Origin of the sequence: Ancylobacter polymorphus (assembly GCF_022836935.1) — a bacterium.
GTDB lineage: Bacteria > Pseudomonadota > Alphaproteobacteria > Rhizobiales > Xanthobacteraceae > Ancylobacter > Ancylobacter polymorphus_A.
The window spans coordinates 26,176-51,134 of record NZ_CP083241.1; the positions used below are offsets into that span (position 1 = coordinate 26,176).

The 24,959-nt window shown below is 67.0% G+C and carries 23 protein-coding genes; 15 read left to right on the forward strand and 8 right to left on the reverse strand.

Annotated features, from left to right (window positions below):
* Nucleotides 1-70 precede the first annotated feature (70 nt).
* From urtB to K9D25_RS22475, 11 genes are all read left to right on the forward strand, one after another.
* Nucleotides 71-964 (forward strand): urea ABC transporter permease subunit UrtB, encoded by an 894-nt coding sequence (gene urtB, locus K9D25_RS22425; protein WP_244451229.1) that lies wholly within the window; start codon nucleotides 71-73, stop codon nucleotides 962-964.
* A 1-nt stretch (nucleotide 965) separates the two neighbouring features.
* Entirely contained in the window at nucleotides 966-2,111 is a 1,146-nt protein-coding gene (urtC, locus tag K9D25_RS22430; RefSeq protein ID WP_244451230.1) for an urea ABC transporter permease subunit UrtC, read from the forward strand.
* A gap of 3 nt (nucleotides 2,112-2,114) precedes the next feature.
* Nucleotides 2,115-2,891 (forward strand): urea ABC transporter ATP-binding protein UrtD, encoded by a 777-nt coding sequence (urtD, locus tag K9D25_RS22435; RefSeq protein WP_244451231.1) that lies wholly within the window; start codon nucleotides 2,115-2,117, stop codon nucleotides 2,889-2,891.
* Complete coding sequence (gene urtE / locus K9D25_RS22440) at nucleotides 2,891-3,598, forward strand: urea ABC transporter ATP-binding subunit UrtE (protein WP_244451232.1); 708 nt, start codon at nucleotides 2,891-2,893, stop codon at nucleotides 3,596-3,598. The genes urtD and urtE overlap by 1 nt, the downstream gene beginning before the upstream one ends.
* A 46-nt stretch (nucleotides 3,599-3,644) precedes the next feature.
* Entirely contained in the window at nucleotides 3,645-4,685 is a 1,041-nt protein-coding gene (locus K9D25_RS22445) for an aliphatic amidase (RefSeq protein WP_244451233.1), read from the forward strand.
* Nucleotides 4,686-4,751: 66 nt separating this feature from the next.
* Nucleotides 4,752-5,240 carry an urease accessory protein UreE gene (gene ureE, locus K9D25_RS22450; protein WP_244451234.1) on the forward strand — a complete coding sequence of 163 codons (489 nt, stop codon included), beginning with the start codon at nucleotides 4,752-4,754 and terminating at the stop codon, nucleotides 5,238-5,240.
* A gap of 3 nt (nucleotides 5,241-5,243) precedes the next feature.
* On the forward strand, nucleotides 5,244-5,924 hold the full coding sequence (locus K9D25_RS22455) for an urease accessory protein UreF (protein ID WP_244451235.1): 681 nt from the start codon (nucleotides 5,244-5,246) through the stop codon (nucleotides 5,922-5,924).
* Between the two features lie 9 nt (nucleotides 5,925-5,933).
* The gene (locus tag K9D25_RS22460; protein WP_244451236.1) at nucleotides 5,934-6,626 is read left to right on the forward strand and encodes an urease subunit beta; all 693 of its coding nucleotides are present in this window, start codon (nucleotides 5,934-5,936) and stop codon (nucleotides 6,624-6,626) included.
* Between the two features lie 21 nt (nucleotides 6,627-6,647).
* Nucleotides 6,648-8,357 (forward strand): urease subunit alpha, encoded by a 1,710-nt coding sequence (ureC, locus tag K9D25_RS22465; protein ID WP_244451237.1) that lies wholly within the window; start codon nucleotides 6,648-6,650, stop codon nucleotides 8,355-8,357.
* A gap of 4 nt (nucleotides 8,358-8,361) precedes the next feature.
* Entirely contained in the window at nucleotides 8,362-9,018 is a 657-nt protein-coding gene (ureG, locus tag K9D25_RS22470) for an urease accessory protein UreG (protein ID WP_244451238.1), read from the forward strand.
* The gene (locus K9D25_RS22475; protein WP_244451239.1) at nucleotides 9,015-9,839 is read left to right on the forward strand and encodes an urease accessory protein UreD; all 825 of its coding nucleotides are present in this window, start codon (nucleotides 9,015-9,017) and stop codon (nucleotides 9,837-9,839) included. The genes ureG and K9D25_RS22475 overlap by 4 nt, the downstream gene beginning before the upstream one ends.
* A 2-nt stretch (nucleotides 9,840-9,841) precedes the next feature.
* On the opposite strand, the gene K9D25_RS22480 is transcribed toward K9D25_RS22475, so the two are convergent.
* Together K9D25_RS22480 and K9D25_RS22485 are read right to left on the reverse strand one after the other, a co-directional pair.
* On the reverse strand, nucleotides 9,842-12,136 hold the full coding sequence (locus K9D25_RS22480) for a nitric oxide reductase activation protein NorD (RefSeq protein ID WP_244451240.1): 2,295 nt from the start codon (nucleotides 12,134-12,136) through the stop codon (nucleotides 9,842-9,844).
* An 8-nt stretch (nucleotides 12,137-12,144) separates the two neighbouring features.
* Nucleotides 12,145-12,942 (reverse strand): CbbQ/NirQ/NorQ/GpvN family protein, encoded by a 798-nt coding sequence (locus K9D25_RS22485; RefSeq protein WP_244451241.1) that lies wholly within the window; start codon nucleotides 12,940-12,942, stop codon nucleotides 12,145-12,147.
* 872 nt (nucleotides 12,943-13,814) lie between these two features.
* Between K9D25_RS22485 and K9D25_RS22490 the strand changes: the two genes are divergently transcribed.
* The 4 genes from K9D25_RS22490 to K9D25_RS22505 all read left to right on the forward strand — a co-directional run bounded on the left by K9D25_RS22490 (nucleotide 13,815) and on the right by K9D25_RS22505 (nucleotide 15,884).
* Entirely contained in the window at nucleotides 13,815-14,054 is a 240-nt protein-coding gene (locus K9D25_RS22490; protein ID WP_244451310.1) for a ribbon-helix-helix domain-containing protein, read from the forward strand.
* 41 nt (nucleotides 14,055-14,095) lie between these two features.
* On the forward strand, nucleotides 14,096-14,392 hold the full coding sequence (locus tag K9D25_RS22495) for a type II toxin-antitoxin system RelE/ParE family toxin (RefSeq protein ID WP_244451242.1): 297 nt from the start codon (nucleotides 14,096-14,098) through the stop codon (nucleotides 14,390-14,392).
* Between the two features lie 125 nt (nucleotides 14,393-14,517).
* On the forward strand, nucleotides 14,518-14,826 hold the full coding sequence (locus K9D25_RS22500; RefSeq protein ID WP_347881486.1) for a WGR domain-containing protein: 309 nt from the start codon (nucleotides 14,518-14,520) through the stop codon (nucleotides 14,824-14,826).
* 686 nt (nucleotides 14,827-15,512) lie between these two features.
* Entirely contained in the window at nucleotides 15,513-15,884 is a 372-nt protein-coding gene (locus K9D25_RS22505) for a hypothetical protein (RefSeq protein WP_244451244.1), read from the forward strand.
* Between the two features lie 203 nt (nucleotides 15,885-16,087).
* Here the strand turns inward: K9D25_RS22505 and K9D25_RS22510 are convergent, their stop codons facing one another.
* The 6 genes from K9D25_RS22510 to K9D25_RS22535 form a co-directional block, all read right to left on the reverse strand.
* On the reverse strand, nucleotides 16,088-17,818 hold the full coding sequence (locus K9D25_RS22510; RefSeq protein ID WP_244451245.1) for an ABC transporter permease subunit: 1,731 nt from the start codon (nucleotides 17,816-17,818) through the stop codon (nucleotides 16,088-16,090).
* Nucleotides 17,811-18,890: an ABC transporter ATP-binding protein gene (locus K9D25_RS22515; RefSeq protein ID WP_244451246.1), complete on the reverse strand. Its 1,080-nt coding sequence runs from the start codon at nucleotides 18,888-18,890 to the stop codon at nucleotides 17,811-17,813. The genes K9D25_RS22510 and K9D25_RS22515 overlap by 8 nt, the downstream gene beginning before the upstream one ends.
* 38 nt (nucleotides 18,891-18,928) lie before the next feature.
* Nucleotides 18,929-20,032: an ABC transporter substrate-binding protein gene (locus K9D25_RS22520; protein WP_244451247.1), complete on the reverse strand. Its 1,104-nt coding sequence runs from the start codon at nucleotides 20,030-20,032 to the stop codon at nucleotides 18,929-18,931.
* 304 nt (nucleotides 20,033-20,336) lie between these two features.
* Nucleotides 20,337-22,364: a sigma-54-dependent Fis family transcriptional regulator gene (locus tag K9D25_RS22525; RefSeq protein ID WP_244451248.1), complete on the reverse strand. Its 2,028-nt coding sequence runs from the start codon at nucleotides 22,362-22,364 to the stop codon at nucleotides 20,337-20,339.
* A gap of 125 nt (nucleotides 22,365-22,489) precedes the next feature.
* Nucleotides 22,490-23,758 carry a D-arabinono-1,4-lactone oxidase gene (locus K9D25_RS22530; protein WP_244451249.1) on the reverse strand — a complete coding sequence of 423 codons (1,269 nt, stop codon included), beginning with the start codon at nucleotides 23,756-23,758 and terminating at the stop codon, nucleotides 22,490-22,492.
* A gap of 18 nt (nucleotides 23,759-23,776) precedes the next feature.
* On the reverse strand, nucleotides 23,777-24,901 hold the full coding sequence (locus K9D25_RS22535) for an LLM class flavin-dependent oxidoreductase (RefSeq protein ID WP_244451250.1): 1,125 nt from the start codon (nucleotides 24,899-24,901) through the stop codon (nucleotides 23,777-23,779).
* Nucleotides 24,902-24,959: the final 58 nt, after the last annotated feature.

Sequence of the window (24,959 nt, forward strand, 5' to 3'; positions counted from 1 at the left end):
CGGCCGGCCGCGTCGCTGCGACGGCCGGGCGTTCCTTCAGCCGCTTCTCGCCGCACGAGACACATTCGCGATGATCGACACGATATTCATCGGGCTGAGCCTGGGCTCGGTCCTGCTTCTGGTGGCTCTCGGCCTCGCCATCACCTATGGCGCCATGGGCGTCATCAACATGGCGCATGGCGAGATGGTGATGATCGGCGCCTATACGGCCGTTCTGACCAGCCTCTATCTCGGCTTCGGGCTCATCGCGGCCATGCCGGTCGCGTTCCTGGTCACCGCGCTGCTGGGGCTGGCGATCGAGAAGCTGGTGGTGCGACGGCTTTACGGCCGGCTGCTCGACACGCTGCTCGCCACCTGGGGCGTCGCGATCCTCGTGCAGCAGGCGGTGCGGCTGTCCTTCGGCCTCGCCTTCTTCGGCATCACCATCGCCGGGCTGGGGCCGGGCCTGCAGAATGTCAGCCTGCCGGAATGGCTCGGCGGCACCTATGGCATCGCCGGCTCGCAGATCAGCGTCTACCGCTCCTTCATCATCCTCGTCTCGGTGGCCCTCGCGGCGCTGACCTGGGGGCTGATGTACCGCACCTCCTTCGGCATGCAGTTGCGCGCCATCATGCGCAATCCGCAGATGGCGGCGGCCTGCGGCATCGACACCGCCCGCATCAACGCGCTCGCCTTCGCCTATGGCTCCGGCCTTGCCGGCGTGGCCGGCGTGCTGATGGCTGGCTTCAAGACCGTGTTCCCCGACATGGGAACGCCGATGGTGGTGGACGGCTTCCTGGTCGTGGTGATGGGCGGCGTCGGCAGCCTCGTCGGCTCCATCCTCTCCTCGGCCATTCTCGGCCAGATCAACGGCCTCACCGCCGCGGTGAGCAACGACATCATCGCCCGCGCGGTCGTCTTCGCCGTGGTCATCGCCATCATCGTCTGGCGGCCCAAGGGCCTGTTTTCCTACAAGGGGCGCTGAGATGAAGCTGTCCAAGCGCGGGCTGAACACGGCGGCCTATGTCGTCTTCATCGCCCTCATCCTTGCCGCGCCGCTGGTGTTCGACGTCTTCTGGCTGAACCGCCTGTCGAAATATCTGGTGTTCGGCATGCTCGGCGCCGCCATCGCGCTGTCCTGGGGCTATGCCGGCATTCTCAATCTCGGGCAGGGCCTGTTCTTCGGCCTCGGCGCCTACGCGATCGCCATGTCGCTGAAGCTCGCCAGCACCACAAGTCTCGCCCAGGGGTCGGACACGCCCATCCCGGACTTCATGCTGTGGAACGCCGAGCCCGGCGCGCCGACGGATCTGTGCTGCATCACCCAGGGCTCCTTTCTCTGGATCCCGTTCCAGCACGCCTGGTTCGGCATCGCGATGGGCATCGTGGTGCCGGTGACCATTGCGCTGGGGCTCGGGCTCATCCTGTTCCGCAAGCGCATCTCCGGCGTGTTCATCTCCATCATCACCCTCGCCGTGGTGCTGCTGGTGCGCCTGCTCATCGTGCAGGCCCAGCCTCTTACCAATGGCTTCAACGGTCTGACCGATCTCGGCTATCTCGATGTTCTCGGCCTCGAATTCGACCCCTACACGCCGCAGACCTATTATCTGATCGCCATCAGCCTGGCGCTGGTGCTGATCGGCACACGGCTGCTGGTCGAAACCCGCGCGGGCCTGATCCTGCAGGCGATCCGCGACGATGACCGCCGGGCCCGTTTCCTCGGCTTCGACGTGCCGCGCTACCAGGCCTTCTTCTTCTGCGTCTCGGCGGCGATCTCCGGCTATGCCGGCATGCTCTATGTCATGGCCTCGGAGTTCGCCTCGCCGACCTTCATGGACCTGTCCTTCTCCATCACCATGGTGGTGTGGGCGGCGGTCGGCGGGCGCAACTCCGTTCTCGGCGCCTGCATCGGCGCCATTCTCATCAACATGATCGAGGCGACCGTCTCGGAGACCCCGGCGCTGATGGAAGTCTGGCGGGTGGTGATCGGCCTCGCCTTCGTCTTCGCCGTGCTGTTCCTGCCGCGCGGCCTCGCCGGCCTCGCCACGAGCCTGCGCGACGGGCTCGTCGCCCGCAGCGCCGCCGGCGCGCCCGCCCTCGTCGACCCCGCCCCTGCCGAGGAGAGGAGCTGAGCCATGTCCGCGACACCGATCGGGGCCGACCCTGCCAGCGCGGCCCTCACCATTGACGGGCTGACCGTCGACTTCGCCGGCTTTCGCGCCGTCGATACCGTGTCCACCGTGATCGAGACCGGCGAACTCCGGGTGCTGCTCGGTGCCAATGGCGCCGGCAAGACCACGCTGATGGATCTTGTCTCCGGCAAGACCCGGCCGACAGCCGGCCGCGTCTTTCTCGGCAATGTCGAGATCACCGGCCTTGAGGAACATCGCATCGCCCAGGCCGGGCTGGGGCGAAAGTTCCAGATTCCCAGCGTGTTCCGCGATCTCAGCGTGCGGCGCAATCTGGAGGTCGCCTCCTGCCGCGATCCCCGCGTGTTCGCCAATCTTCGGCTCGGTTTCGCGCCGGCCCAGTCGCGGCGGGTCGCGGAAATCCTCGCCATGGTCGGGCTTGAGAGCAAGCAGGAGATCGAGGCCGGCAGCCTCAGCCATGGTGAAACCCAGTGGCTGGAACTCGGCATGCTGATGGCGCAGGACCCCAAGGTCATCCTGCTCGACGAACCCACCGCCGGCATGACCGAAGCCGAGACCATGAAAACCGCCGCTCTCATCAAGGCGATGCGCGGGCGGCACACCATCATCGTCGTCGAGCACGACATGGCCTTCGTGCGCGAAATCGCCAGCCGCATCACCGTGATGCATCTCGGCCGCATCCTGGCCGAAGGGCCCATCGGCGAGATCGAGACCAATCCCGACGTGCGCGCCGCCTATCTCGGCTCGAAGGGAATCCAGTGATGCTCAGCCTGCAAAAGGTCGACAGCTTCTACGGCCGCAGCCACATCCTGCACGGCCTCGATCTCGACGTGCCCGGCGGGCAGATCACCGCCATCGTCGGGCGCAACGGCACCGGCAAGACGACGCTGCTGAAGACGATCATGGGGCTCACCGACCGCACCGGCGGGCGGATCGCCCTCGACGGCAGGGAACTCTCCGCCGAGCCGACGCATCGGCGCGCCCGCGCCGGCATCGCCTATGTGCCGCAAGGCCGGCAGATCATCCCGGACTTCACCATCCGCGAGAATATATTGATGGGCGGCTTTGCCACGACGGGACGCGGCCGCCCCCGCGCCGGCGGCATCCCGCCGCTGGTGCCAAAACTGTTCCCCTACCTCATGCAGAACCTCGACCGGCCGGGCGGCGTGCTCTCCGGCGGACAGCAGCAGCAGCTCGCCATCGCCCGCGCGCTCGCCGCCGAGCCCAGCGTGCTGCTGCTCGACGAACCCACCGAAGGCATCCAGCCCAACATCGTCGAGGAGATCCAGAACATCGTGGTGCGGCTCAATTCCGAAGAGGGCCTGACCATCGTTCTCGTCGAGCAGAACGTCGCCTTCGCCCGCTCCGCCGGCCACCACTTCGCCCTGCTGGAGAAGGGCCGCGCCGTCGCCGCCGGCCCCATCGCCACGCTCACCGACGATCTCATCCACCGGCACATCGCCGTCTGATCCGCTTCCAAGCCGTCCCGCGACGGTGCCACACAGGAGGAATGCCATGCAGCATGGAGACATCACGTCGAGCGCCGATTCCGTCGGCGTCGCCGTCGTCAATTACAAGATGCCGCGCCTGCACACACGGGCGGAGGTCATCGCCAATGCCCGCAAGATCGCCGACATGCTGGTCGGCATGAAGCGGGGACTGCCCGGAATGGATCTGGTGATCTTCCCGGAATACTCGACCCACGGGATCATGTACGACTCCGCCGAGATGTACGAGACCGCCTCGCAGGTTCCCGGCGAGGAGACCGAGATCTTCGCCGAAGCCTGCCGCAGCGCCGGCGTGTGGGGCGTGTTCTCGCTGACCGGCGAGCGCCATGAGGAACACCCGAACAAGGCGCCCTACAACACGCTGATCCTGATGAACGACAAGGGCGAGATCGTTCAGAAATACCGCAAGATCATGCCCTGGGTGCCGATCGAGGGCTGGTATCCCGGCGACTGCACCTATGTCTCCGACGGCCCGAAGGGCATGAAGATCAGCCTGATCATCTGCGATGACGGCAATTATCCAGAAATCTGGCGGGACTGCGCGATGAAGGGCGCCGAACTGATCGTCCGCTGCCAGGGCTACATGTACCCCGCCAAGGAGCAGCAGATCATCATGGCCAAGGCCATGGCATGGGCCAACAATGTCTATGTGGCGGTGGCGAACGCCGCCGGCTTTGACGGCGTCTACACCTATTTCGGCCGCTCCGCGATCGTCGGCTTCGACGGCCGCACCCTCGGCGAATGCGGCGAGGAAGAATACGGCATCCAGTACGCGCAGCTCTCGGTTCCGCTGATCCGCGAAGCCCGCAGCAAGGGTCAGGCGCAGAACCACCTCTACAAGCTGCTGCACCGTGGCTACACCGGCATGATCAATTCCGGCGAGGACGTGCGCGGCACCTGCGCGCTGCCGTTCGAGTTCTACAAGAAATGGGCGAACGATCCCGAAGGCACGCGCGACATGGTGGAGGCCATGACGCGCACGGCGCCGGGCGTCGAGGACTGCCCGATCGAGGGCATCCCCACCAAGGTCGCCACCGGCCATCGCTGAGCCGCCTCCCGCCCGCCGACGCGCGCTCGCCTGCGCGTCGGCCCGTCCCCTCCCGGAACGGACCTCATGAGCGAACCTGCCGATCTCTCCACCGAGGCGCGCGTGCTCCTCGTCTCCACCCTCGTCGGATCGCGGCTCGATCACGATCTCGGCCACCGCCTGCACCATATGGAGCATGACGGGACGGTCGAGACCGTGCGGCTGGAGACCCGCGACATGACCCGTCGGCGGCTGCGGGTGGTCACCGACCGGGGCACGGCGTGCCTCATCGCCCTGCCGCGCAGCGAACAGCTATTCGACGGCGCGATCCTGCTGCTGGAGCCCGGCCGCGCCATCGTGGTGCGGGCGCTTGAGCAAGCCTGGCTGCGGCTGCGCCCGGCAAGCCTGCCGGACGCGCTGCAGCTCGGCTATGCCGCCGGCAACCTGCACTGGAAGGTGCGGTTCGATGCCGGCGATGTCGAGGTGGCGCTGGAAGCGCCGCGTCAGGCCTATCTCGACCGGGTGCGCGACCTCATCTCCGAGGGCCGGGTCGCGGTGGTGGGGGCCGTTGATTGAGCCATGCTGTCACCCGCCCTGCTGCTCGCCCTGCGTTTCGGTGACTCCGCCTTTCCCAGCGGCGCCTTCGCCTTTTCGCAGGGGCTTGAGGGGCTGGCGGCGGTGCGCGGGGACCGGCCGGATGGCGAGGCCATCGCCGGCTTTCTCATTGAGCAGCTCCGCCATCGCTGGGACCCGGCCGAACGGGTGACGCTGGTGCGCTGCCACCGTGCCGCCGGCGACCTCGATGTCGTCGCCGCGCTCGATCGCGACCTTGATCTGTCGAGCTTCAGCGAACCGCTCCGGCTCGGCGCCCGGCGCAACGGGGCGGCGCTGCTCGCCACCCATGCACGTCTCGGCACACAGGGCGCGGTCGCCTATCGGGCGCGGATCTCGGCGGAGACGGCGCCCGGCACGCTCGCCGCGGTGCAGGGTCTTCTGTGGCAGGCGAGCGGCCTCGACGAGGCGTCTGCCGCCCTCCTCGCGGGCTACCAGCTTGTCGCCGGCGGGCTGACCGCTGCGACGCGGCTCGGGCTCATCGGCGCGCTCGGCGCCCAGCAATTGATGCCGGCCCTGCTCGCAACGCTGGCGGCGCTTTGCGCGGAACCGGTGGCCGCCGACGCCGAGCCGGCGGGCTTCTCGCCCTTTTCCGACATCGCCGCCGCACGACAGGCCCGCCTGCCGCTGCGCCTGTTTTCCAATTGAGAGGCGACCATGCTGCTGACGCCCACCGAATATGAACGGCTGACGATTTTTTCCGCCGCCGAACTGGCCCGCAAGCGCCGGGCGCGCGGCCGCAAGCTCAACGCGCCGGAGGCGACCGCCCTGATCGCCGACGAGATTCTCGAAGGCGCGCGGGACGGTCGCACCGTGGCGGAGATGATGGAGCTTGGCGGCAGCCTCCTCACCACCGACGATGTGATGGAGGGCGTCGCCGCGCTTATTCCCATGCTGCAGGTGGAAGCGACCTTTCCCGACGGCACCAAGCTCGTCACCGTGCATGAGCCGATCCGCCCCGGCCATGCCCTCCCCTCTGACGCGCGCGTGCCCGGCGAGATCATCGCCGCGCCCGGCGAGGTCGAGCTCAATGCCGGCCGCCGCACCGCCCGGCTTTCCGTGACCAATACCGGCGACCGGCCGGTGCAGATCGGCAGCCATTTTCATTTCTTCGAATCCAACCGGGCGCTCGACTTCGACCGGGCGCTGGCCTTCGGCATGCGCCTCGACATTCCCGCCGGAACCGCCGTGCGTTTCGAACCCGGACAGGCGAAGGAGGTGACGCTGGTCACCTTCGGCGGCACCGCCGAGATCGGCGGCCTCAACGGCCTCACCAACGGATCCACCGCCTCGGACGCGGCGGACGCCGCGCTCGCCCGCGCGCGCGCCGCCGGGTTCCGCGGCGCCTGATTTTCACGGAGGAGACGAGCCATGGCCCGTATGAGCCGCGCCGATTATGCCGCCATGTACGGCCCGACGACGGGCGACGGCGTGCGCCTCGGCGACACCTCGCTGATCGCCGTGGTGGAGAAGGACCACGCCGTCTATGGCGAGGAATGCCTGCATGGCGGCGGCAAGACACTGCGCGACGGCATGGGCACGGTCGCCGGCCTGACCAGCGCCGACGGCGCCCTCGACATGCTGCTGTGCAACGTGCTCGTCATCGACGCGGTGCTCGGCGTGGTGAAGGGCGATCTCGGCATCAAGGACGGGCGCATCGTCGGCCTCGGCAAGGCCGGTAACCCCGCCATCATGGACGGGGTCGATCCGCGCCTGCGCGTCGCCGCCTCCACCACGGTGCGCGACTGCGAAGGCATGATCGCCACCGCTGGCGCCATCGACGTGCATGTGCATTTCGACAGCGCCCAGCTCTGCGAGCACGCCATCGCCTCCGGCATCACCACCATGATCGGCGGCTCGCTCGGGCCGATCACGGTGGGCATCGACTGCGGCGGGCCGTTCAATGTCGGCAAGATGCTGCAGGCCTCGGAGGCGTGGCCGATCAATTTCGGCTTTCTCGGCCGGGGCAACTCGCATCTGCCGGCCTCGCTGGTCGAGCAGATGCGCACCGGCTGTCTCGGGCTGAAGCTGCACGAGGACTGGGGCTCGATGCCGGCGGCGATCGACGCGTGTCTGAAGGTGGCGGACGATCTCGACTTCCAGGTGCAGATCCACACCGACACGCTGAACGAGAGCGGCTTTCTGGAAGAGACGCTCGCCGCCATCGCCGGGCGCACCATCCACATGTACCACACCGAGGGTGCCGGCGGCGGGCACGCGCCTGACATCATCAAGGTGGCGGGCTATGCCCATTGCCTGCCTTCCTCGACGAATCCGACCAATCCCTACACGGTCAACACCTTCGACGAACATCTCGACATGACGATGGTGTGCCACCACCTCAACCCGGCGATCCCGGAAGACGTGGCCTTTGCCGAAAGCCGCATCCGGCCGCAAACCATCGCGGCGGAAGACATTCTGCACGACCTCGGCGCCATCTCCATGCTCGGCTCGGACAGCCAGGGCATGGGGCGCATCCACGAGGTGATCACCCGCACCTGGCAGCTCGCCTCCAAGATGAAAGACCAGCGCGGGCGGCTGCCGGAAGAGCAGACCTTCGGCGACAATGAGCGCATCCGCCGCTACATCGCCAAATACACCATCAACGCCGCCCGCACCTTCGGCATCGACGCCCATGTCGGCTCGCTGGAAGACGGCAAGATGGCCGACATCGTGGTGTGGCGCCCGGCCTATTTCGGCTCCAAGCCCGAACTGGTCATCAAGAGCGGCTTCATCGCCTGGGGAGCGATGGGCGACAGCGCCGCCTCGCTGATGACCTGCGAACCGCTGGCGCTGCGTCCGCAATGGGGCGCTTTCGCCGGCGCGGCCAAGGCGCTCTCCGCCTGTTTCGTCCACCCCTTCGCCATCGAGGACAACCTCGCCGGCACGCTCGGCCTCACCAAGGCCCTGCTTCCCGCCCGAGGCACACGAACGCTGTCCAAGCGCGACATGCTTCGCAACGATGCCCTGCCCTCGATCGAGGTCAATCCCTCCACCTTCGACGTTTTCGTCGACGGCGTGCTCGCCACCTGCGCGCCCGCGACCACGCTGCCGCTGGCGCAGCGCTACATGCTGAGGTGATGCGATGAACGATCTTTCTCCCTCCCGCCAGCCCGTGCCGCCGCCCCGGCCCGCCAATGCCGCCCGCATCGGCATTGGCGGGCCGGTCGGCTCCGGCAAGACGGCGCTGATCGAGGCGCTGCTGCCAGTGTTCGAACGACGCGGCATTTCGGTCGCGGTCGTCACCAACGACCTCGTCACTGCGGAGGATGCCGAACGCCTGCGCCGCTCCGGCATCATCGATCCCGCCCGTGTGCTGGCGGTGGAGGCCGGCGCCTGCCCGCACACGGTGATCCGCGAGGATCCGACGCTCAACATCCTCGCCGCCGACGAGCTCGACGCCCGGTTCCCGGGCCTCGAACTGGTGATCATCGAATCCGGCGGCGACAATCTCGCCTCGACCTTCTCGCTCGATCTGGTCGATTGGTGGATTTTCGTCATCGATGTCGCCGGAGGCGGCGACATTCCGAGGAAGCGCGGGCCGGGCGTGCTGCAATGCGACCTGCTGGTCGTCAACAAGGTGGACCTCGCCGCCCATGTCGGTGTCGATCTCGACCTGATGCTCACGGAGGCGCGCGCGGTGCGGGGCGGCAGGCCGCTCGTCGCCACCGCCTGCCGCGCGGGTATCAACATCGAGGCGGTGGCGGACGCGATCTGTCAGGCGGTTCTGGTCGGCCGATGAACGCCCCCTTCCCCTCGCTGCACCGGCCGGAGCTCGACATCGCGGTGGAACGCCGGGGCGCGGCGAGCTGCCTCATCGGCCGCTATGTCACCTATCCCTTCCACCTCACCCGCGCCTTCACGCTCGACGCCGCCTGCCCGGAGGTCGCGACGCTCTACATGCAGTCCTCGTCGGGCGGGTTCTATGCCGGCGAGGACCTGACGCTGCGGGTGCGCGTCGGTCCCGGCGCGGCGCTGCATCTCACCACCCAGGCCTCGACTCTCGTGCATGGCGATCGCGGGCGTCCGGCGCGGATGCGCGTGCTGATCGAGGTGGCGGCGGGAGGCTTTCTCGCCTACACGCCGGACCCGCAGATCCTGTTTCCCGGCGCCGCGTCAGAGACCAGGGTGGACATCGCGCTGGAGGGCGACGGCACGGCCTTCCTCACCGACGGACTGCTGGTGCACGATCCGACGAATGCCGGCGGCGCGCCGCTCGCCTATCGAAGCCGCGTCGATGTGCGGCGCGACGGACAGCTCATCGCCAGCGACCGCCAGGTGGTCGACGGCGCGCACCTCACCCGGCCCGGCGGACCGCTGCACGGTCATCGCGTCGCCGCCAGCGGTCTGTGGCTGGCGGACCAAACCGATGCGCACGGCTTCGAGGATGTCCTTGGCCAGCCCGATTGCCTTGCCGGTGTCAGCACGCTTCCAAACGGTGCCGGCCTCGGCCTGAGGCTTCTGGCGAAGGACGGTGCCGCCCATGAAGCCGCCATGCGCGCGGCCTTCGCGCATGTCTTCGCCGCGCGCTTCGGCGTGCCACCGGCGCGGCGGAGAAAATAAGCTCAGCGCACGGTGAGCTGGTAGTAAAGCGCCGCCAATCGCTGCGGCAGTTCGGCGACGCGCGTCACCGGGAAGGTGTTGCGCCGCCCGAAAATGCCGGCGCCCGCCTTGTCCGCGGCCGCGCCCAGCGCGACGCAGAACACGTCGAGCCCCTGCCCCCGCGCCCGGGCGACGGCGTGCTTCGCATCCTCGACAAGGTAGGCGTCATCTTCGACATCGATGTCGGACGGCTCGCCATCGGTCATCACGACAAGCACGCGGCGATGGTGGGCGCGCGAGGCCAGCCGGGCCGCGCCATGACGCAGCGCCGCGCCGAGCCGGGTGGAATAGGCCGGCTGCACCGCCGCGAGACGGGCCAGCGCCGCCTCCCAGCGCTCGTCGAAATCCTTGAGCGGCGTGACGCGGACATCCCCGCGCCCATTGGAGGCGAAGGCGTCGGCGGCGAAAGGGTCGCCGAGCCCCGCCAGCGCCTCCCCGAGCAGCGCCACCGACAGGGCGGCGGTCGACAGGACCGTCCCGCCCTCCGGCCCGACCGCATCGGCGGTCGACTGCGACATGTCGAGCAGCAGCATCAGCGCGACATCGCGACCCTGCCTCTGCCGGATCATATGGATGCGTGGATCGGGCATGTCGCCCAGACGCAGCGCCTGCATCGCCTCCTGCGCCGCCTCCAGGTCGAGTTCGTCGCCATGCAGGCGCCGGCGCAGCCGCGTCGGACGGTCGAGCCGGGCCCGGCGCACCAGCGCGTCGATACGCGCCCGCACGCCCTGCGCCGCCGCGAGCTGCGCGCGCAAGGCGTCCGCCGGGCCGTCGAGGGCGGGATAAAGCCGAAGCGTGACATGGTCCGGCTGCTCCGCCCGCAGCCGATAATGCCATTCCGGGTGGAGCGCGAGTACCGCGCCCTCCTCATCCGGCGCGCGCGGCTGCACGCGTGCGCTCTCGCTCGGTTCGGCCGGCCCCTCCGACGACCCGGCGTCGATCTCCTCCTCGCGCAGTCGCGCCGCCTCCACCATCAATTCCAGCGCATCGGCGTTGTCGCGATCCCTGTCCTCCCAGTCGAACAGGCCGAGCCCATCATCGCGATACAGCGGCTGAACGACATGGTTGCGGGCATCGAACGGGATGCGGAGCTGGCCGAGATCATGGCCGATGACACGGGCGATCTCCGGCACGAAGGCCTGCCGCGCCGGATCGGCGGCGAAGGCGTCGTCGAACAGGCGCCGCGCCTTGGCGATCCAGCCATCGTCATCCGTGAAGCCGGGGTCGGCGAGGCCACGCGCCAGCCGCGCGAACAGCGACGGCACCGTCTGCGCCCGGCTTGCCGGCTCGCGATGCCAGCCGCCCCACAGCCGCGCGAGGCCGGGAAAGCGCCGGGCGGCGAGGCGCTCGACGCGCGCGTCCTCCAGCAGCGCCACCAGGGCGATCTGCACGGGTTTCATCCGCCCGACCGAAAAGCGCGTCGTGGTGAAGACGCGATGGCAGGCGGCGTGCAGCACCGCCGCCTCGAACGCCGCCGGTGCCTCCTCCGCCGCCAGAGCGTTGAAGCGCGCGGGCATCAGCAGCAACCCGCCGGCAAGCCGGGTGCGGCGCAAATGGCGGTCGGCGATCACCCGCACCTCCGGGTCGAAGCCGAACAGCCCGCGGGTCAGCTTGCGCAGCCGCTCCTCATGGATCGCATAGCGCACCGCGCCCCCCCGCTCGGCGAGGCGTTGCCGGGCAAGCGCGTCCGCGAGGCTGAAATAGGCGGCGCGCCGGCGCCGGTCGGCCGGATAAAGCGCCAGCCCATCGGCCATCCAGGCCTCAAGTCCCGAGGCATCGACGGCATCGGTGATCGCGTCGAAGGCTCCGAGCAGCGGCGCCACCGCATCGGCCGCGCGCGCGGCGAGCCCGGCCATCGCCCGCAGCAGGGCAAGGGGAGCCGCCCCGTCGCCGCCATAGGGGACATGCCCCGCGACACTGTCGACGGCCTGACGCGCGACGGCCGCACCGGCATGGCGGCAGAGCGTCCGGGCGGCCTCCCAGAATTCCGGCAGCATCGGTGCCGAAGCACCCGGCAGCAGCCGCGCCTCCAGCGACCACATCGCCTGCATCAGGGCGGGGCCGGCATTGGCGTCGTAAAGCGCCGCGACCGCGCGCGACCAGCGCTCGGCGTCGCCCTCGCCCACATGCTGCCCCACAAGGCGGCGCGCCGCCGCAAAGCGCAGCGCGAGTTCGGGGCGTCCGGCGAGCCGTCGCGCCAGCGCATCCGCTGTGCCGGGCGGCGCGCTCGGGGTAGGGAGGCGGTGAGGGACAGCCATGCCGCCGCTCACAGGCAGGCGGAGACGATGGAGCGCAGCGCGCCACGCGTGTCGCGATCGTCGGTCAAGGCCGAGACGATGGTCATGTCGCAGGCCTGCGGGATCGCGACACCGCGCGCGATCAGCTTTCCGGCGCGGATCAGCGTGCGGGTCGAGGCGCCCTCGTCCAGACCATGCCCGCCGAGATTGCGCGAGGCGGCGGCGATGCGCACCAGCTTTTCCGCGACATCGAGGCCGATGCCGGCCTCCTGCGCGACGATCGCCGTCTCGCGGCCGGCGTCGGCATAGGTGAAGTCGATGGCGGCGAAGCGCTGCTTGGTGGACTCCTTCAAGTCCTTGACCGCGCTCTGGTAGCCGGGATTGTAGGAAATCACGAGAAAGAAATCGGGATGGCCGGCGACGAGTTCGTTGCGCTTTTCCAGCGGCAGCACCCGCCGTTCGTCGGTGAGCGGGTGAATCACCACGGTCGTGTCCTGACGCGCCTCGACAATCTCGTCGAGATAGCAGATGGCCCCGTGGCGCACCGCCTCGGTGAGCGGTCCATCGCGCCAGACCGTGCCGCCGGCATCGAGCAGATAGCGGCCGACGAGATCGGACGCCGTCATGTCCTCGTGACAGGCGATGGTGATCAAGGGGCGCTTCAGCCGCCAGGCCATATGCTCGACGAAGCGGGTCTTTCCGCACCCTGTCGGCCCCTTCAGCATCAAGGGAATGCGTTCGGCATAGGCGGCCTCGAACAGCGCGAGCTCATCGGCGACGGGGGCATAGAACGGCTCTTCGACGATCGCATACTGGTCGAGGTTCATGCGCACGGCTCCTTCCGGCCCGGCATGTGCCGGGCTTGAAAACAAAAAACCCCGCCCGAGCCGGCAGGCTCGGTGCGAGGCGTCATCGCCAGTTCCGCGCACGACGCTGTGCGAGGAGATATTCCACAATAGTGACGAAGGCCGGCCCGGCCGGCAAGCCGGTTTGATCCAAGCAACAGCCTTGAACGTCGAAAATGACGGATCAACGTGTCGCCGGTGCGCCGGCGGATCGCCTGCGGGCCGAGGTTGACGCAAAAGCGATCCGCCGGAGACCCCGGCCGCGTGCAGAGGGGCGTGCCTTCAGAACCGCGTGGACCTCGGACGGCGACGGCGCAGGCTCGCGCTCCACGCACGTTCCTTCCTGCGGGTTCTCGTGACGAGCGTGCCTGCAAGCCGACTTGTCTTCTCCGCGATCCTCTCGAACAGCACAGGGCCGCGCGGCCGCGCCGAACGTTAAGGTCGGCTCCCCAAACGCATCCGGTTCTTCTGTCGCTCTGGCCTGCTTGTCACCGACAAGATCGGCTATGAAATGCGTCTCATGGCCGAGCGCTACGTCCTTTCGGATGATCTCATGACCCCCAAAAGGGAGAATTCGGGTCGGCTACAGGACGGCTGCTGTCTGCGCAGCAACAGCCAAAACCGACCAGTGTGCCACCGGCCCCCAAGCCAGCTACAGGCATATCCGCAGCGACCTTGTGATCTTGCGAAACCAGTTCCGACAAGGCGGCAGGAGAACATCTCATTAACGGTGGGCGGACCAGCGGTTCCTGTCAGCCATGCCGGCGATGGTGAAACGCAACCATATGAGCAGGAACGCAGCTTCCGGCGGAATCCAACCTTGCCAAATTTTGCCAAACCTCTATTCTTCCCGCATGAGCACGATGAATATTTCACTGCCCGAAGGCCTTAAAAATTTCGTCGACCAGCAGGTTTCGGAGCGCGGCTACGCGACGAGCAGCGAATATGTGCGCGAGCTGATCCGCCGCGATCAAGACCGCGCGAGGCTGCGTGGCCTGCTGCTGGAGGGGGCTTCCTCACCGGCCTCGATGCCGGCCGACGATCAGTACTTCGATAGCCTGCGGGCCCGGATCGCAGGCTCCGCGGGTCGGTGAGCCCGAAGCCTGTCATCCCGCGGCAGCGGGCGCAGCAGGACGTGGACGAGGCCCTTGACCACTATCTGCGCGATGCAAATGGCTCTGTTGCCCTCGGGTTTGTTGACGATCTCCAGGCCGCCTATCGACTGATCGCGGAACATCACACCTCGGGCTCACCGCGCTATGCCTATGAGCTCCAGATGGCCGACATCCGCAGCCTGCGACTGAAGCGCTATCCCTATCTCGTCTTCTACGTCGAACATCCCGATCATATCGAGGTGTGGCGCGTGCTGCATGGGATGAGAGACATCCCGCCCTGGCTCATCGGACCGGACGGTGACAGAGCGGACCATTAAGGCGGCGCGGACACCGTTTGGCTCCCGCTTGCACGGCTCGGAACTTCACCGGAATGAATCGGTCGCCCCCAACCGATTCAAAACTCTGGTTGGACGCAACATGCCGTGCGCGCGACTCTTGTCCCATGATCGCGCAACCCTACCAGCTCTATGTCGAGCGGCGAGATACGGTCAGGAACATGGCCCGCTTTTACGCGCTGTCGATCGAACCGACTTTGTTCGGCGAGGTCTGCCTCACCCGCCGCTGGGGTCGCATCGGCGCGCGCGGTCGGGCGAAGTGCCACACGTTCAAACGAGAGGAAGAGGCTGTCCAGCTGTTTCTCGGGCTGCTGCGCGGCAAGCAAAAGCGGGGCTATCGCGCAATTTCCAGAGATGCGGCGAAGCCTGCATCGACAATGGTATTTCGCGTGCCAGACGACGCGGGCGGGAATTGACCCCCAACAACGATATCGAGATGCCCCCGGCCAACTAGCCGCTTATCGTGTGATAAGCTGCCCTGTCTCCCGGCCCCGTGTCTGCTGACGGGCATGCTGCTGGTGCATATCCCGCAGCATGGCCGCATGAACGGTAGGTATCGGGCACGCGCCGGGGTTCGCGTAGATCGTCCCCGCTGAGGCGCCGGCGGCCGGCCTCGACGATCTTGATCGGCTCATCGGCCAGTGTGCGGTCTTTCTGCAGCACCTCGACGGCCCGGCCAACAGGCTGGACGAGCACGGCCGATAGCTCCCGCGACGGCGCCGGAATCGCCGTCGCGAGCCGAATTGTTTCTCGCGGTGCGCGCGCTGGATGGATTTGGCGCGGTCGCGCGCCGTGGCTGCCGGGTTGTCAGCCTCCGCGATGTCATAGAGCGTCGCCTGTATCGCCGCTCTGTGCGATACAAGGCAATCACGCAGCACACTGGTGCGCCTGCCAGACAGACAGCCGGCTTGAAACGCAGAATGCGCAGTGCGGATCTAAGCAAAGGGACGTATCGACTCAGGATGGATGACCCACTCGCCCGTCACAGGAGCGAAAGGCTCCTGTACGAGCCGCTCACGCTTCCCGCTCCGCACACCCGCCGCCATCCTTCGAAAGGACGACCCGAAGCGCAGTCGCCCTCCCCCCGAACAGCAGGCCGTTCATGACCAATGACAGAGCGCGTATGGAACGCGACATCGGCCTGTTCCGCGCCATCCGCAACGCGCTCAGAGCTGCGGCGCACGATCGCGGCCATGAGTGGACAGGCACAGATCAGCTCATGATCACGCGCTTTTTCCTGGAATACATCGAAGCCAAGGGGCTGCGCGTCGTACCCTACCAACCTGACCGCCCGATTCAGGATGCGATCAACCGTGCGCTTGAGGAGGGCAAACGGATGTCAGTCGCGTGGGTCGGTAAACGGCACAAGAACACATGGAGATATCGCGCCGCCCTTGATGCCGCGCCAAACTGGCGAAAGGGCCATGACGCTGAGCTCAAGGACGCGAGACAGGCTGAGCAGGAAAAAGCCTAATAGTGCCGTGCTGCATACACAGCGGGTGGGAAGCTACACTCATTCTCTTCGCTGAGAACCAGCTGGGAAATGGCCAACCTAGGCTTTGCGGCTACAGCCATTGTCGAGCGCTGGCGGGCTGGATCGAGAACGGCTACCCCTGCGCACCTCTCCCTCGCGATGTCGCCGGTGCTCATCGCGCTGCTGACCCTCCGATCATCCGCTCAGGGCGAACCCGCCCGCGACGTTACGCCGAAAACCAACCGGTTGCAGATGAGGATCATCAGCAGCGAGCCGACTCCGACCAGGGTGAAGATGGCGTTCACCGACGGGGTGAAGCCGAAGCGCATCTGGTTCCACACCCAGATCGGCAAGGTGGGCGAGGTGCCCGAGAGGAACAGCGTCACCATCACGTCGTCGGCCGACAGGGTGAAGCCGAGCAGCGCGCCGCCGATGATCGCGCCCCTTATCGAGGGGAACAGCACATGGACGAAGCTCTGCCAGTGATTGGCGCCCGAATCCATCGAGGCTTCCAAAAGCGCCCCGTCGAGCCGGCGCAACCGGGCGAGGATGATCATCAGGATCACCGGCATGACGAAGCTCGCCTGGCCGATGACGATGCGCCCGACGCCGGAGGGAATCTGCGCGAGCTGCGTCGCCAGCACCATGACAATGCCGAGCACCACGCCCGGCACCGCAACCGGCACCGCCAGCGCGAACTCGAAGAAGCGCGCCCGCCTCACGCGGCCGTAGTGCAGCGCGAAGGCGAAGCCGGTGGCCGTCACCGCCGAGACCAGCACCACGAGGAAGCCGACCGCCAGACTGCGCTGCACGGCGTCCAGCATCGGCTGGTTGCCGGCGAGCTCCGCATACCAGCGCAGCGTCGCGCCGCTGAGCGGGAAGGCCTGCACGGTGGAATCGTTGAACGACATCAGCACCATGATGGCGAGCGGCGCATAGAGGAAGAGATAGGGCAGCGCGAACAGCGCCGTCGCCCCCGCCCGCGCAAGGCGCTCGCCGGAGGTGAGCCGGTGGCGCGCCACCGGAGGACGGGCGCCCTCGTCGCCCATCAGCACGCCCTTGGTCTGCCCGGCCCACATGACCAGCGCCAGCACGAAGCCGACACTGACCATCAGGCACACCGCAATGGCGGAGCCATAGGGCCAGTTATTGGCGATACCGAACTGCGAGGCGATCACCATGCCGATCATGGTGCCGTCGATGCCGCCGACCATGGAGGGGGTGATATAGTCGCCCACCGTCATCAGGAAGGCCAGCGCGAAGCCGATGGCGACGCTGGGCCGCGAGAGCGGCCACACCACATGGCGGAAGGTCATCCAGGACGAGGCGCCGCTGTCCTGCGACGCCTCGATCAGCGAATGCGGGATCTTCTCCAGCGCGGTGAAGATGGCGACGAAGCAGAACGGAATCGCGATGTAGGTATAGGTGAGCAGCACCGAGAAGCCGGTGTAGAGGAAGGCCTCGCTCGGCTGATCGAGCAGGCCGCTGCCGACCAGCGCAGAGTTCAGGATGCCGTTCTGGCCGAGGATCATCCGCCAAGCGAAGACCCGCATCAGCAGGCTGATCCACAGCGGGATGATGACCAGCAGCACCAGGATGGAGCGGTGCTTCTGCACCACCCGGGCAGCGTAATAGGCCATGGGATAGGCGATGAGGCAGCCGATCGCCGCCGCGCCGAAGCTGGTGGCGAGCGTCTTCACCATCAGGAACTGGAAGCTCGACGACTTCCACAGCCTGACATAGCTGGCGAAGGACGGGTCGAACACGATCAGCCCGTTGGAGGTGCGCAGGAAGCTGGTGCCGATGAGCAGCAGGTTCGGCACCAGCACTAGGGCGATGAACCAGGCATAGATCGGCCAGCCGAGAATGCCGACGCGATGGAAAGCGAAGGGGCGGCGTTCGGAAAGGGGCATGTCGGAGGCGATATCAGCCATGGAACACCGTCGCATTGCCCGGATCGAACATCACCCGCACCGCGCGGCCGGGAACGAAGCCTTCGCCGCCCATGGTGGGCACGGCGGCGATGATGTTGTGCTCGCCGCAGCGCACATTCACCTCCAGCGCATTGCCGAGGAACAGCACGTCCTCCACCGTGCCGTCGAGCACGCAGCCCTCGCCTGCCGGGTGGTCGGCAGCGGCGAGGCGCACGCATTCGAAGCGGATAGCCAGGCGCGCCGGGCCCGAGCGCGGCACCGCCACGCCGGGCAGCGCCCGCCCGCCGAGCCGGGTGGTGAGTGCGCCCTCGCCCGGGGCGGCTTCGATCGGCAGCAGGTTAGAGCGGCCGACGAACTGGGCGACGAATTCGGAAGACGGGTCGAAATAGATCTCGCGCGGCGTGCCGAGCTGGGCGATGCGCCCCTCGCTCATAACCGCGACGCGGTCCGACATGGAAAGCGCCTCGCCTTGGTCGTGCGTCACATAGACGAAGGCGATGCCGAGCTCACGCTGCAGCGCGACCAGCATGTGCTGCATCTGCTGGCGCAGTCGCAGATCCAGCGCGCCCAGCGGTTCATCGAGCAACAGAATGCGCGGCCGGCAGACGATGGCGCGTGCCAGCGCCACACGCTGCCGCTGGCCGCCGGAAAGCTGGTGCGGCAAGCGGGTGGCGAAGTCCCCCATGCTCACCAGATCCAGGCACTCGCGGGCCTTGGCGCGGCGCGCCGCCTTGCGGGCGCCGGCCATGCGCAGCGGATAGGCCACATTCTCCAGCACAGTCATATGCGGGAACAGGGCATAGCTCTGGAACACCGTGCGCACATCGCGGCGGAAGGGGGGGACATGGGTTATGTCGTCGCCGTTCATCAGAATGCGGCCGACATCCGGCTGCTCGAAGCCGGCGATCATCCGCAGCAAGGTCGTCTTGCCCGAGCCGCTGGGGCCGAGGATGGAGAAGAACTCCCCGGGCTCGACCGAGAAGGAGATCCGGTCGAGGGCCGGTCGGGTCGCGCCGTCATAGGTCTTGTCGACTCCCGCGACGGTCAGGATCGCCTGTGAAGTCTTCACCATCTCTCGTGCTCCGCATTCCGAGGTCGGGTTGACGCACGTCAGAGCGTGCCGGCCTTGAAGTCGTTCCAGATCTGCAGGCGCCGCTCGAAATCTTCCGGCTTCTGCAGGATCACGAGCTTTTCCCAGAAGTCGCCGGCCTGCGAATCCGGGATGTTGGTGCGCTTCAACGTCGTTTCGCTGACGCCTCCGGCCGTGGCCTCGCTGAGGTCGAGCACGCCGTTATTGGTCGAGGTCTCGATGAAGCGGGCCTGCCATTTGGTCGAGAGATTGTCGTTGATAAACTTGTAGACGATGTCGCGATTACCCTTCTTGGAGATGCCGGTGCAGTCGATCCAGGTCGGGGTGCCTTCCTTGGGCAGCGCATAGTTGAAGTTTTTGTCCTTGTCCTGCAGCGAGGTGACGACGGCGATGTTCTGGCAATAGCCGATGACCGCGTCGCCGGCGGCGTAGATCGTCACCGCATCGTCGAAGCCGCGAGCAATGGTGCGGATCTGCGGGCGCAGCGTGCGCAGCGCGTTCTCGCAGGCGGTGAAGTCAGCGTCGGTCAGGTTGAAGGGGTCCTTTGCCCCGACCGAGAGCGCGATCATCGGGAAGCAGATGGTGCAGTCGTCGAAGATGTTGACCTTCCCGCGGTACTTCTCGTCCCACAGCGCCGCCCAGCTATCCGGCGCCTTCATCAGGTCGGCATTGTACATCAGCGGCTGGGTGCCCCAGTTATAGGGCACGCCGACGACGTCGCCGCCGACATTGGTGTATTTCTTCCAATCGAGCTTGGACGTGATGTTCTTGGTGTTCGGCAGCTTGGCGAGATCGATCGGGCCGATGAGACCGGCCTCCTTGAACCGGGGGAGCGAGCCGGTCTCGATGTACATCACGTCCGGCTGCACAGCGCCGGAGAAGGGCTGCGAGAACAGCTCATCAACCGAGCCGATGACGACCGGTTTCACCTCGACGCCATTGGTGTCGCTCCATTCCTTGCACCAAGCCGGGTCGTGATAGGTCTCCCAGGTCAGCAGGACGATGGGGTCCTGTGCATAGGCCCGGCGCAGCACGCCGGGGCTGGCCAGAACGGCCGCGGCCGCGCCAACGCCCTTGATGACGCTGCGCCGCGAGGGCACCCAATCTCCAGTATGGAAGGTCATTTTTTTCCCCTGTGTTCGAGCCTTTCCGGCCGTCACCCGGTTCGGCAACTCTCGTGCCATTCCGGGTTTTCATCGATCTTTCAAGATTATCCGGCGATTTCCGGGCCGGTCGCATGGGTTGAGCCGACTATTAACCGCAGCGAGACGGTGATTCTGCTGTATCAATCAGAAGATCTACCACTCATTTTCGCGACATGGTCGCACCGATGCGCCGAAATGAGACGCGATCGCGCCGCGGCGACTGTTTCACAAATGAGCCGCCGGCTGTCGCACAGGCGCGACAACGGGCTTCGGCCAAGGGCCGTCAGTGCGCGATGCGGTAGCGCTGGAGCTTGCGGTAGAGGGTGGCGCGGCTCAGCTGGAGCGCGTCCGCCGCCGCTTTCACATTGCCGCCGCAGCGGGCGAGCGTGGCGACGATGGCCTCGCGTTCGGCGGCGGCAATGGCGAGACGGACGCTGCCCGCTTCGCCTTCCGTCTCGGACGGAAGGCTGGCCGCCCCATCCGTGTCGGCCGCTGGCGGTGCCGGCGAGGGCCGCGGCGCGGCGCGGCCGAGCGGGCGGATGGCGATGTCGGCGGCGCCGAGACGGTCGCCTTCGCAGATGTGGATGGCCCGGTTGAGCACGTGGCGCAGTTCGCGCACATTGCCCGGCCAGTCATGTGCCATCAGCACCGCCATCGCCTCCGGGGAGAGGGTGAGCCGTTGGTCCGGGGCCAGATCGGTGACGATGGCCTCGATGAGCTGGCGCCGGTCGGTGCGCTCCCGCAGGGCGGGAATGTCGATCACCGCACCCGCGAGCCGGTAATAAAGGTCCTGCCGGAACTGGCCGCGGGCGATCTGGGCTTCGAGATTCTGGTTGGTCGCGGCGACGACCTGCACATCGATCCGGCGCGGCTTCGTTGCGCCGAGGGGCATGACCTCACCGGATTCGAGCACATGCAGAAGCCGTGTCTGCTGGCTGATCGGCATGTCGCCGATCTCGTCGAGGAACAAGGTCCCGCCATCCGCCTCGACCAGCCGTCCGGGGCTGCCCTCGCGCCGCGCGCCGGTAAAGGCGCCGCTGCCATAGCCGAACAGTTCGCTGTCGATTAGCGTGTCGGGCACGGAGGCGCAGTTGAAGGCGACGAATGGCGCCACGCGGCGCGGGCTCTCCTCGTGGATGGCGCGGGCGAGAGCGTCCTTGCCCACCCCGGTCTCGCCGAGCAGCAGGATCGGCAGCGAGCCGCCCAGCACCCGCCGGATGAAGCGGACATTCGTTGTCATGCGCGGGTCGGTGCCGGCGCAGTCATCGAGGGTCAGCAGGCGCGGCGCGGCGCGGGGCGGAAGAGACGGGGGCGCCGCCGCCGGACGGGGGCGGGGCTCCTCTGCAGGACCGGCGGCAAAGCGTTTGCCGGTGCCGGCGGGCCGCGCGGGAGCTTCCAGCGGCCCGCTGAGCGAGACGGTGATGGCGTCACCTCCCTTTTGCAGGTGCAGGGTCAGCTCGGTGCCGCCGAGACGCGAGAGATCGGCCAGGCGATGGTCGCGCTCGAACACCGCCCACAGGCTGCGCACGCGGGCAAGCTGGATGCGGTCGCGCAGCATCTCGCGTGCCGCATGATTGAGGCCCACCAGCTGGAAGTCGCCGTCGACGGCGATGAGGCCGTGGTCGACGGCGCCGATGGCGAATTTGAGGATGAAGCAGCGGCGGAAAGCCTGGCGGAACATGCGTTCGCCGATGCGGTCGGCCAGGCTCGTCGAAAGGCCGAGCACGACCTTCAGTGTTTCTCGCTGCAGTTCGGGGTTGCGGATCGAGATGTTGATGGCGCCGATCAGCTCCGCATCCGGGCTGAACAGCGGGGCGCTGGCACAGGAAAGTGCGGAGAAATCGTAGAAGAAATGGTCGTTGGTGTGCACACCCACCGGCTGGCGCTCGACCAGGCAGGTGCCGATGGCGTTGGTGCCGGCGGAAGGCTCGGCCCAGGCAGTGCCGGCGCGCTCGACCTCACTGTAGAATTCGGGATTGTAGTTGGCGCGTTCGGAAATGATGTAGCCGTCGACATTGCCGAGGCTGATGGAGAAGCCGGACAGCGAGACGGCGCCGAACATGGCGTCGATCTCGGGCCGGGCGTAATGGATCAGTTCGTCATTGGCCTGGCACTGGCGCTTGAGCTCCGCGTCGCTGACCGCCTCGATACGGAATTTGGCCGCGGGATCGAACGAATAGCCTTCCATGCAGCGGCGCCAGGAGGCCGCCATGGTATCGGCCGCGCGCTGGGCGAGAAAATCGCCGGCCGCAGGCGCGAGCTGGTTCGCACTCGTCACGATACGCGAGACGTGGCTGCGCAAATCCAGCATTGCAGGCTCCAATTCCGGCCCCCCGCTTAAATTGTGCGCAGCACAAAGTTTAACCGTCAACCTGCTTTCTCCCCCGTTTGGGCCCCGGAAGCGAAAAGGGGCCGGCAGTACCGACCCCTTCTTCCTCAGGCAAACAGCATCCGCAGATGGTCGTTGAGGAAGACCCCGTTGGGGTCCATCTCCCGGCGTAGCCGTTTGAAGGCGTCGTACTTCGGATAGATTCGCTCCAGCCGCTCGGGGGTCATGAAGTGATGCTTGCCCCAATGCGGGCGTGCGTCGTAGCGGTCGAGGATGGCGTCGGCGTCGCGCAGCATGCCCCAGCTCCATTCCTCCAGCGGGCCGGAAATGGACAGCGCATAGCCGTCGCGCTCGGAATAGGCCGAGAGATAGGTGTCGTCGCCCTTCACCGCCCGGCACTCCACCGGGTAAATGGAGTCCGGATACCGGGTTTGGAACATGTGCCGCACCTCGGCGAAGCATTCCTCGAAGCGGCCGAAGGGCACGGCATATTCGATCTCGCGGAAGTTCGGCACGTAGTCGTTGGGGTAGATGATCGAGGAGTGGTCGAACTCCTCGCCCGGCCCCAGCGGCGGCGCGGGCTCGGCCACCGGCACCGCGTTGTAAGTGCGCATGTGGCAGAAATCATGGTCGCGCGTCGCCTTCGAGGGTACCGCGCCGCCCGGCAGCTCGTAGAGCTCGGCCGATTCCCGGCGCGGTAGCCAGAAGAACCAGAAAGTTCGGTTGGCCTCCAGCAATTGGTGCAGGTTGCCGATGCAGTCCTCGGTGTCGGTATTCCAGGAGCGCTTGTGGATGTTGTAGGAGGGCACCGCCTGGATCGTCAGCGACACTACCAGCCCGAACATGCCGATCGAGGTGCGGAACGCCTTGAACAGCTCGCCATCGGCGGCGGAAAGGTCCCGCAGCTCGCCCTCCGCGGTGACGATGCGAGCGCCGACGAGGTGGGTGGAGAGGCAGGCCAGCGTCTTGCCGGCGCCATGGGTGCCGGTCATCATCGCGCCAATCACCGCCTGCCGGTCAATGTCGCCCTGGTTGTTGAGCGACATGCCCTGCTCGCGCAAATATTTGGTCAGCGCGCTGATGCGCATGCCGGGCCGCACCGTGACCTGCAGCTTCTCCTTGTCGACGGCGACGACCTGATTGAAGTCGTCGAAGTCGATATGGACGCCCGGCGTCGGCACGATGGCCGGGTTGGAGTGTCCGGCGCCGCTGGCGCGGATCGGCAGCCCCAGCTTGCGCGCCTGCCGCACGATGGCGCAGACCTCCTCCTCGGAGGTCGGGCGGGCGGTGTGGCGCGGCACGAAATACTGTTCGCCGAACCAGTTCCACCAGAGTTTGCCGGGCTGCAATAGTCCGGCCGTGTCGACACTCGACATAGCAATCTCTCCAGCGGTTCAGACGGCGATGGCGGGCAGGTTTTCGTCCAGCGTCGCTTCGCCCAGCGCCGCATTGACGGCAGGCATCACCCGCTTGGCAAGCAGTTCCATCGAACGGCGCATCGCCGGCTTGTCCTCCCATTCGTGCGAGGTCATCATCAGCGTGCCGAACGGGCCGACCTCCTCGCGCAACGCCAGGATCTTCCGCGCCACCGTCTCCGGGCTGCCGTAGATGACGAAATTGTCGCGCACCAGAGCGGGGGTGATGGTGGCCGGATCAGTATCGCGGAACGGGGCGAGCAGCGCCGCCGCGCCCATGCGCTGATACACCTGGAACATGTAGTCGTAGTACCAGTCATAGGCGCCGCCCGGCTTCTTGACGACGCGCTCCGCCTCTTCGTCGGTGTCGGCGACATGGATGGAGCGGGCGACGCGCCACTTCGAGCCGTCCGGCGTCCGCCCGAGCTTGGCCAGCTCGTCGCAATAGGTCTCCCAATGGGTCTTCACCACCCAGGAGGCGACGAAATTGGCCGAAATCGGCATGAAGTCGTTGCGGGCGGCGACGCGCATCGAGCCGGAATAGGGGCTCGACACCGAGACGGCGAGAGGCGGGTGCGGCTTGGTCAGCGTCTTCGGCAGGATGCCCACGCCGAGGTCGGGCCAGTAGCTCTTGCTGAGCTTGACGTTCCAGAACTTGCCGGGGATGTCGTAGGGCGGATCGGAGGCCCAGATCTTCTTCATGATCTCGATGGAGTCGAGCATCATCGCCGTGCGGTCCGCCCCCTCCATGCCGAACACCTCGAAATCCGAGCCGAGGCCGCCGGTGCCGATGCCGAGCAGCAGCCGGCCGGGCGCGAGATGGTCCAGCAGCGCGACATGCGAGGCGGCCATGACCGGATGATAGAGCGGCAGCGGCAGCACACCGGTGCCGAGCTTGATGCGCTTGGTCTGCGGCGCCATGTGCGCCAGGAACATCAGGGGCGAGGAAATCTGCTCGATGTCGGCCGAGTAATGCTCGCCGATCCACGCCTCCTCGAAGCCCAGTTCGTCCGCCAGCTTGAAGGCCTCGACATCCTCCGCCAGGGCGGTGGGGTAATGTCGGTTGACCGAATGAAGCGGCATCATGAAGAAGGAAAGCAGCACGACCGGACTCCCTTGACTGCGACCGGCCACGTGCCGGCGTCCGCTCATTCGGCAAGGC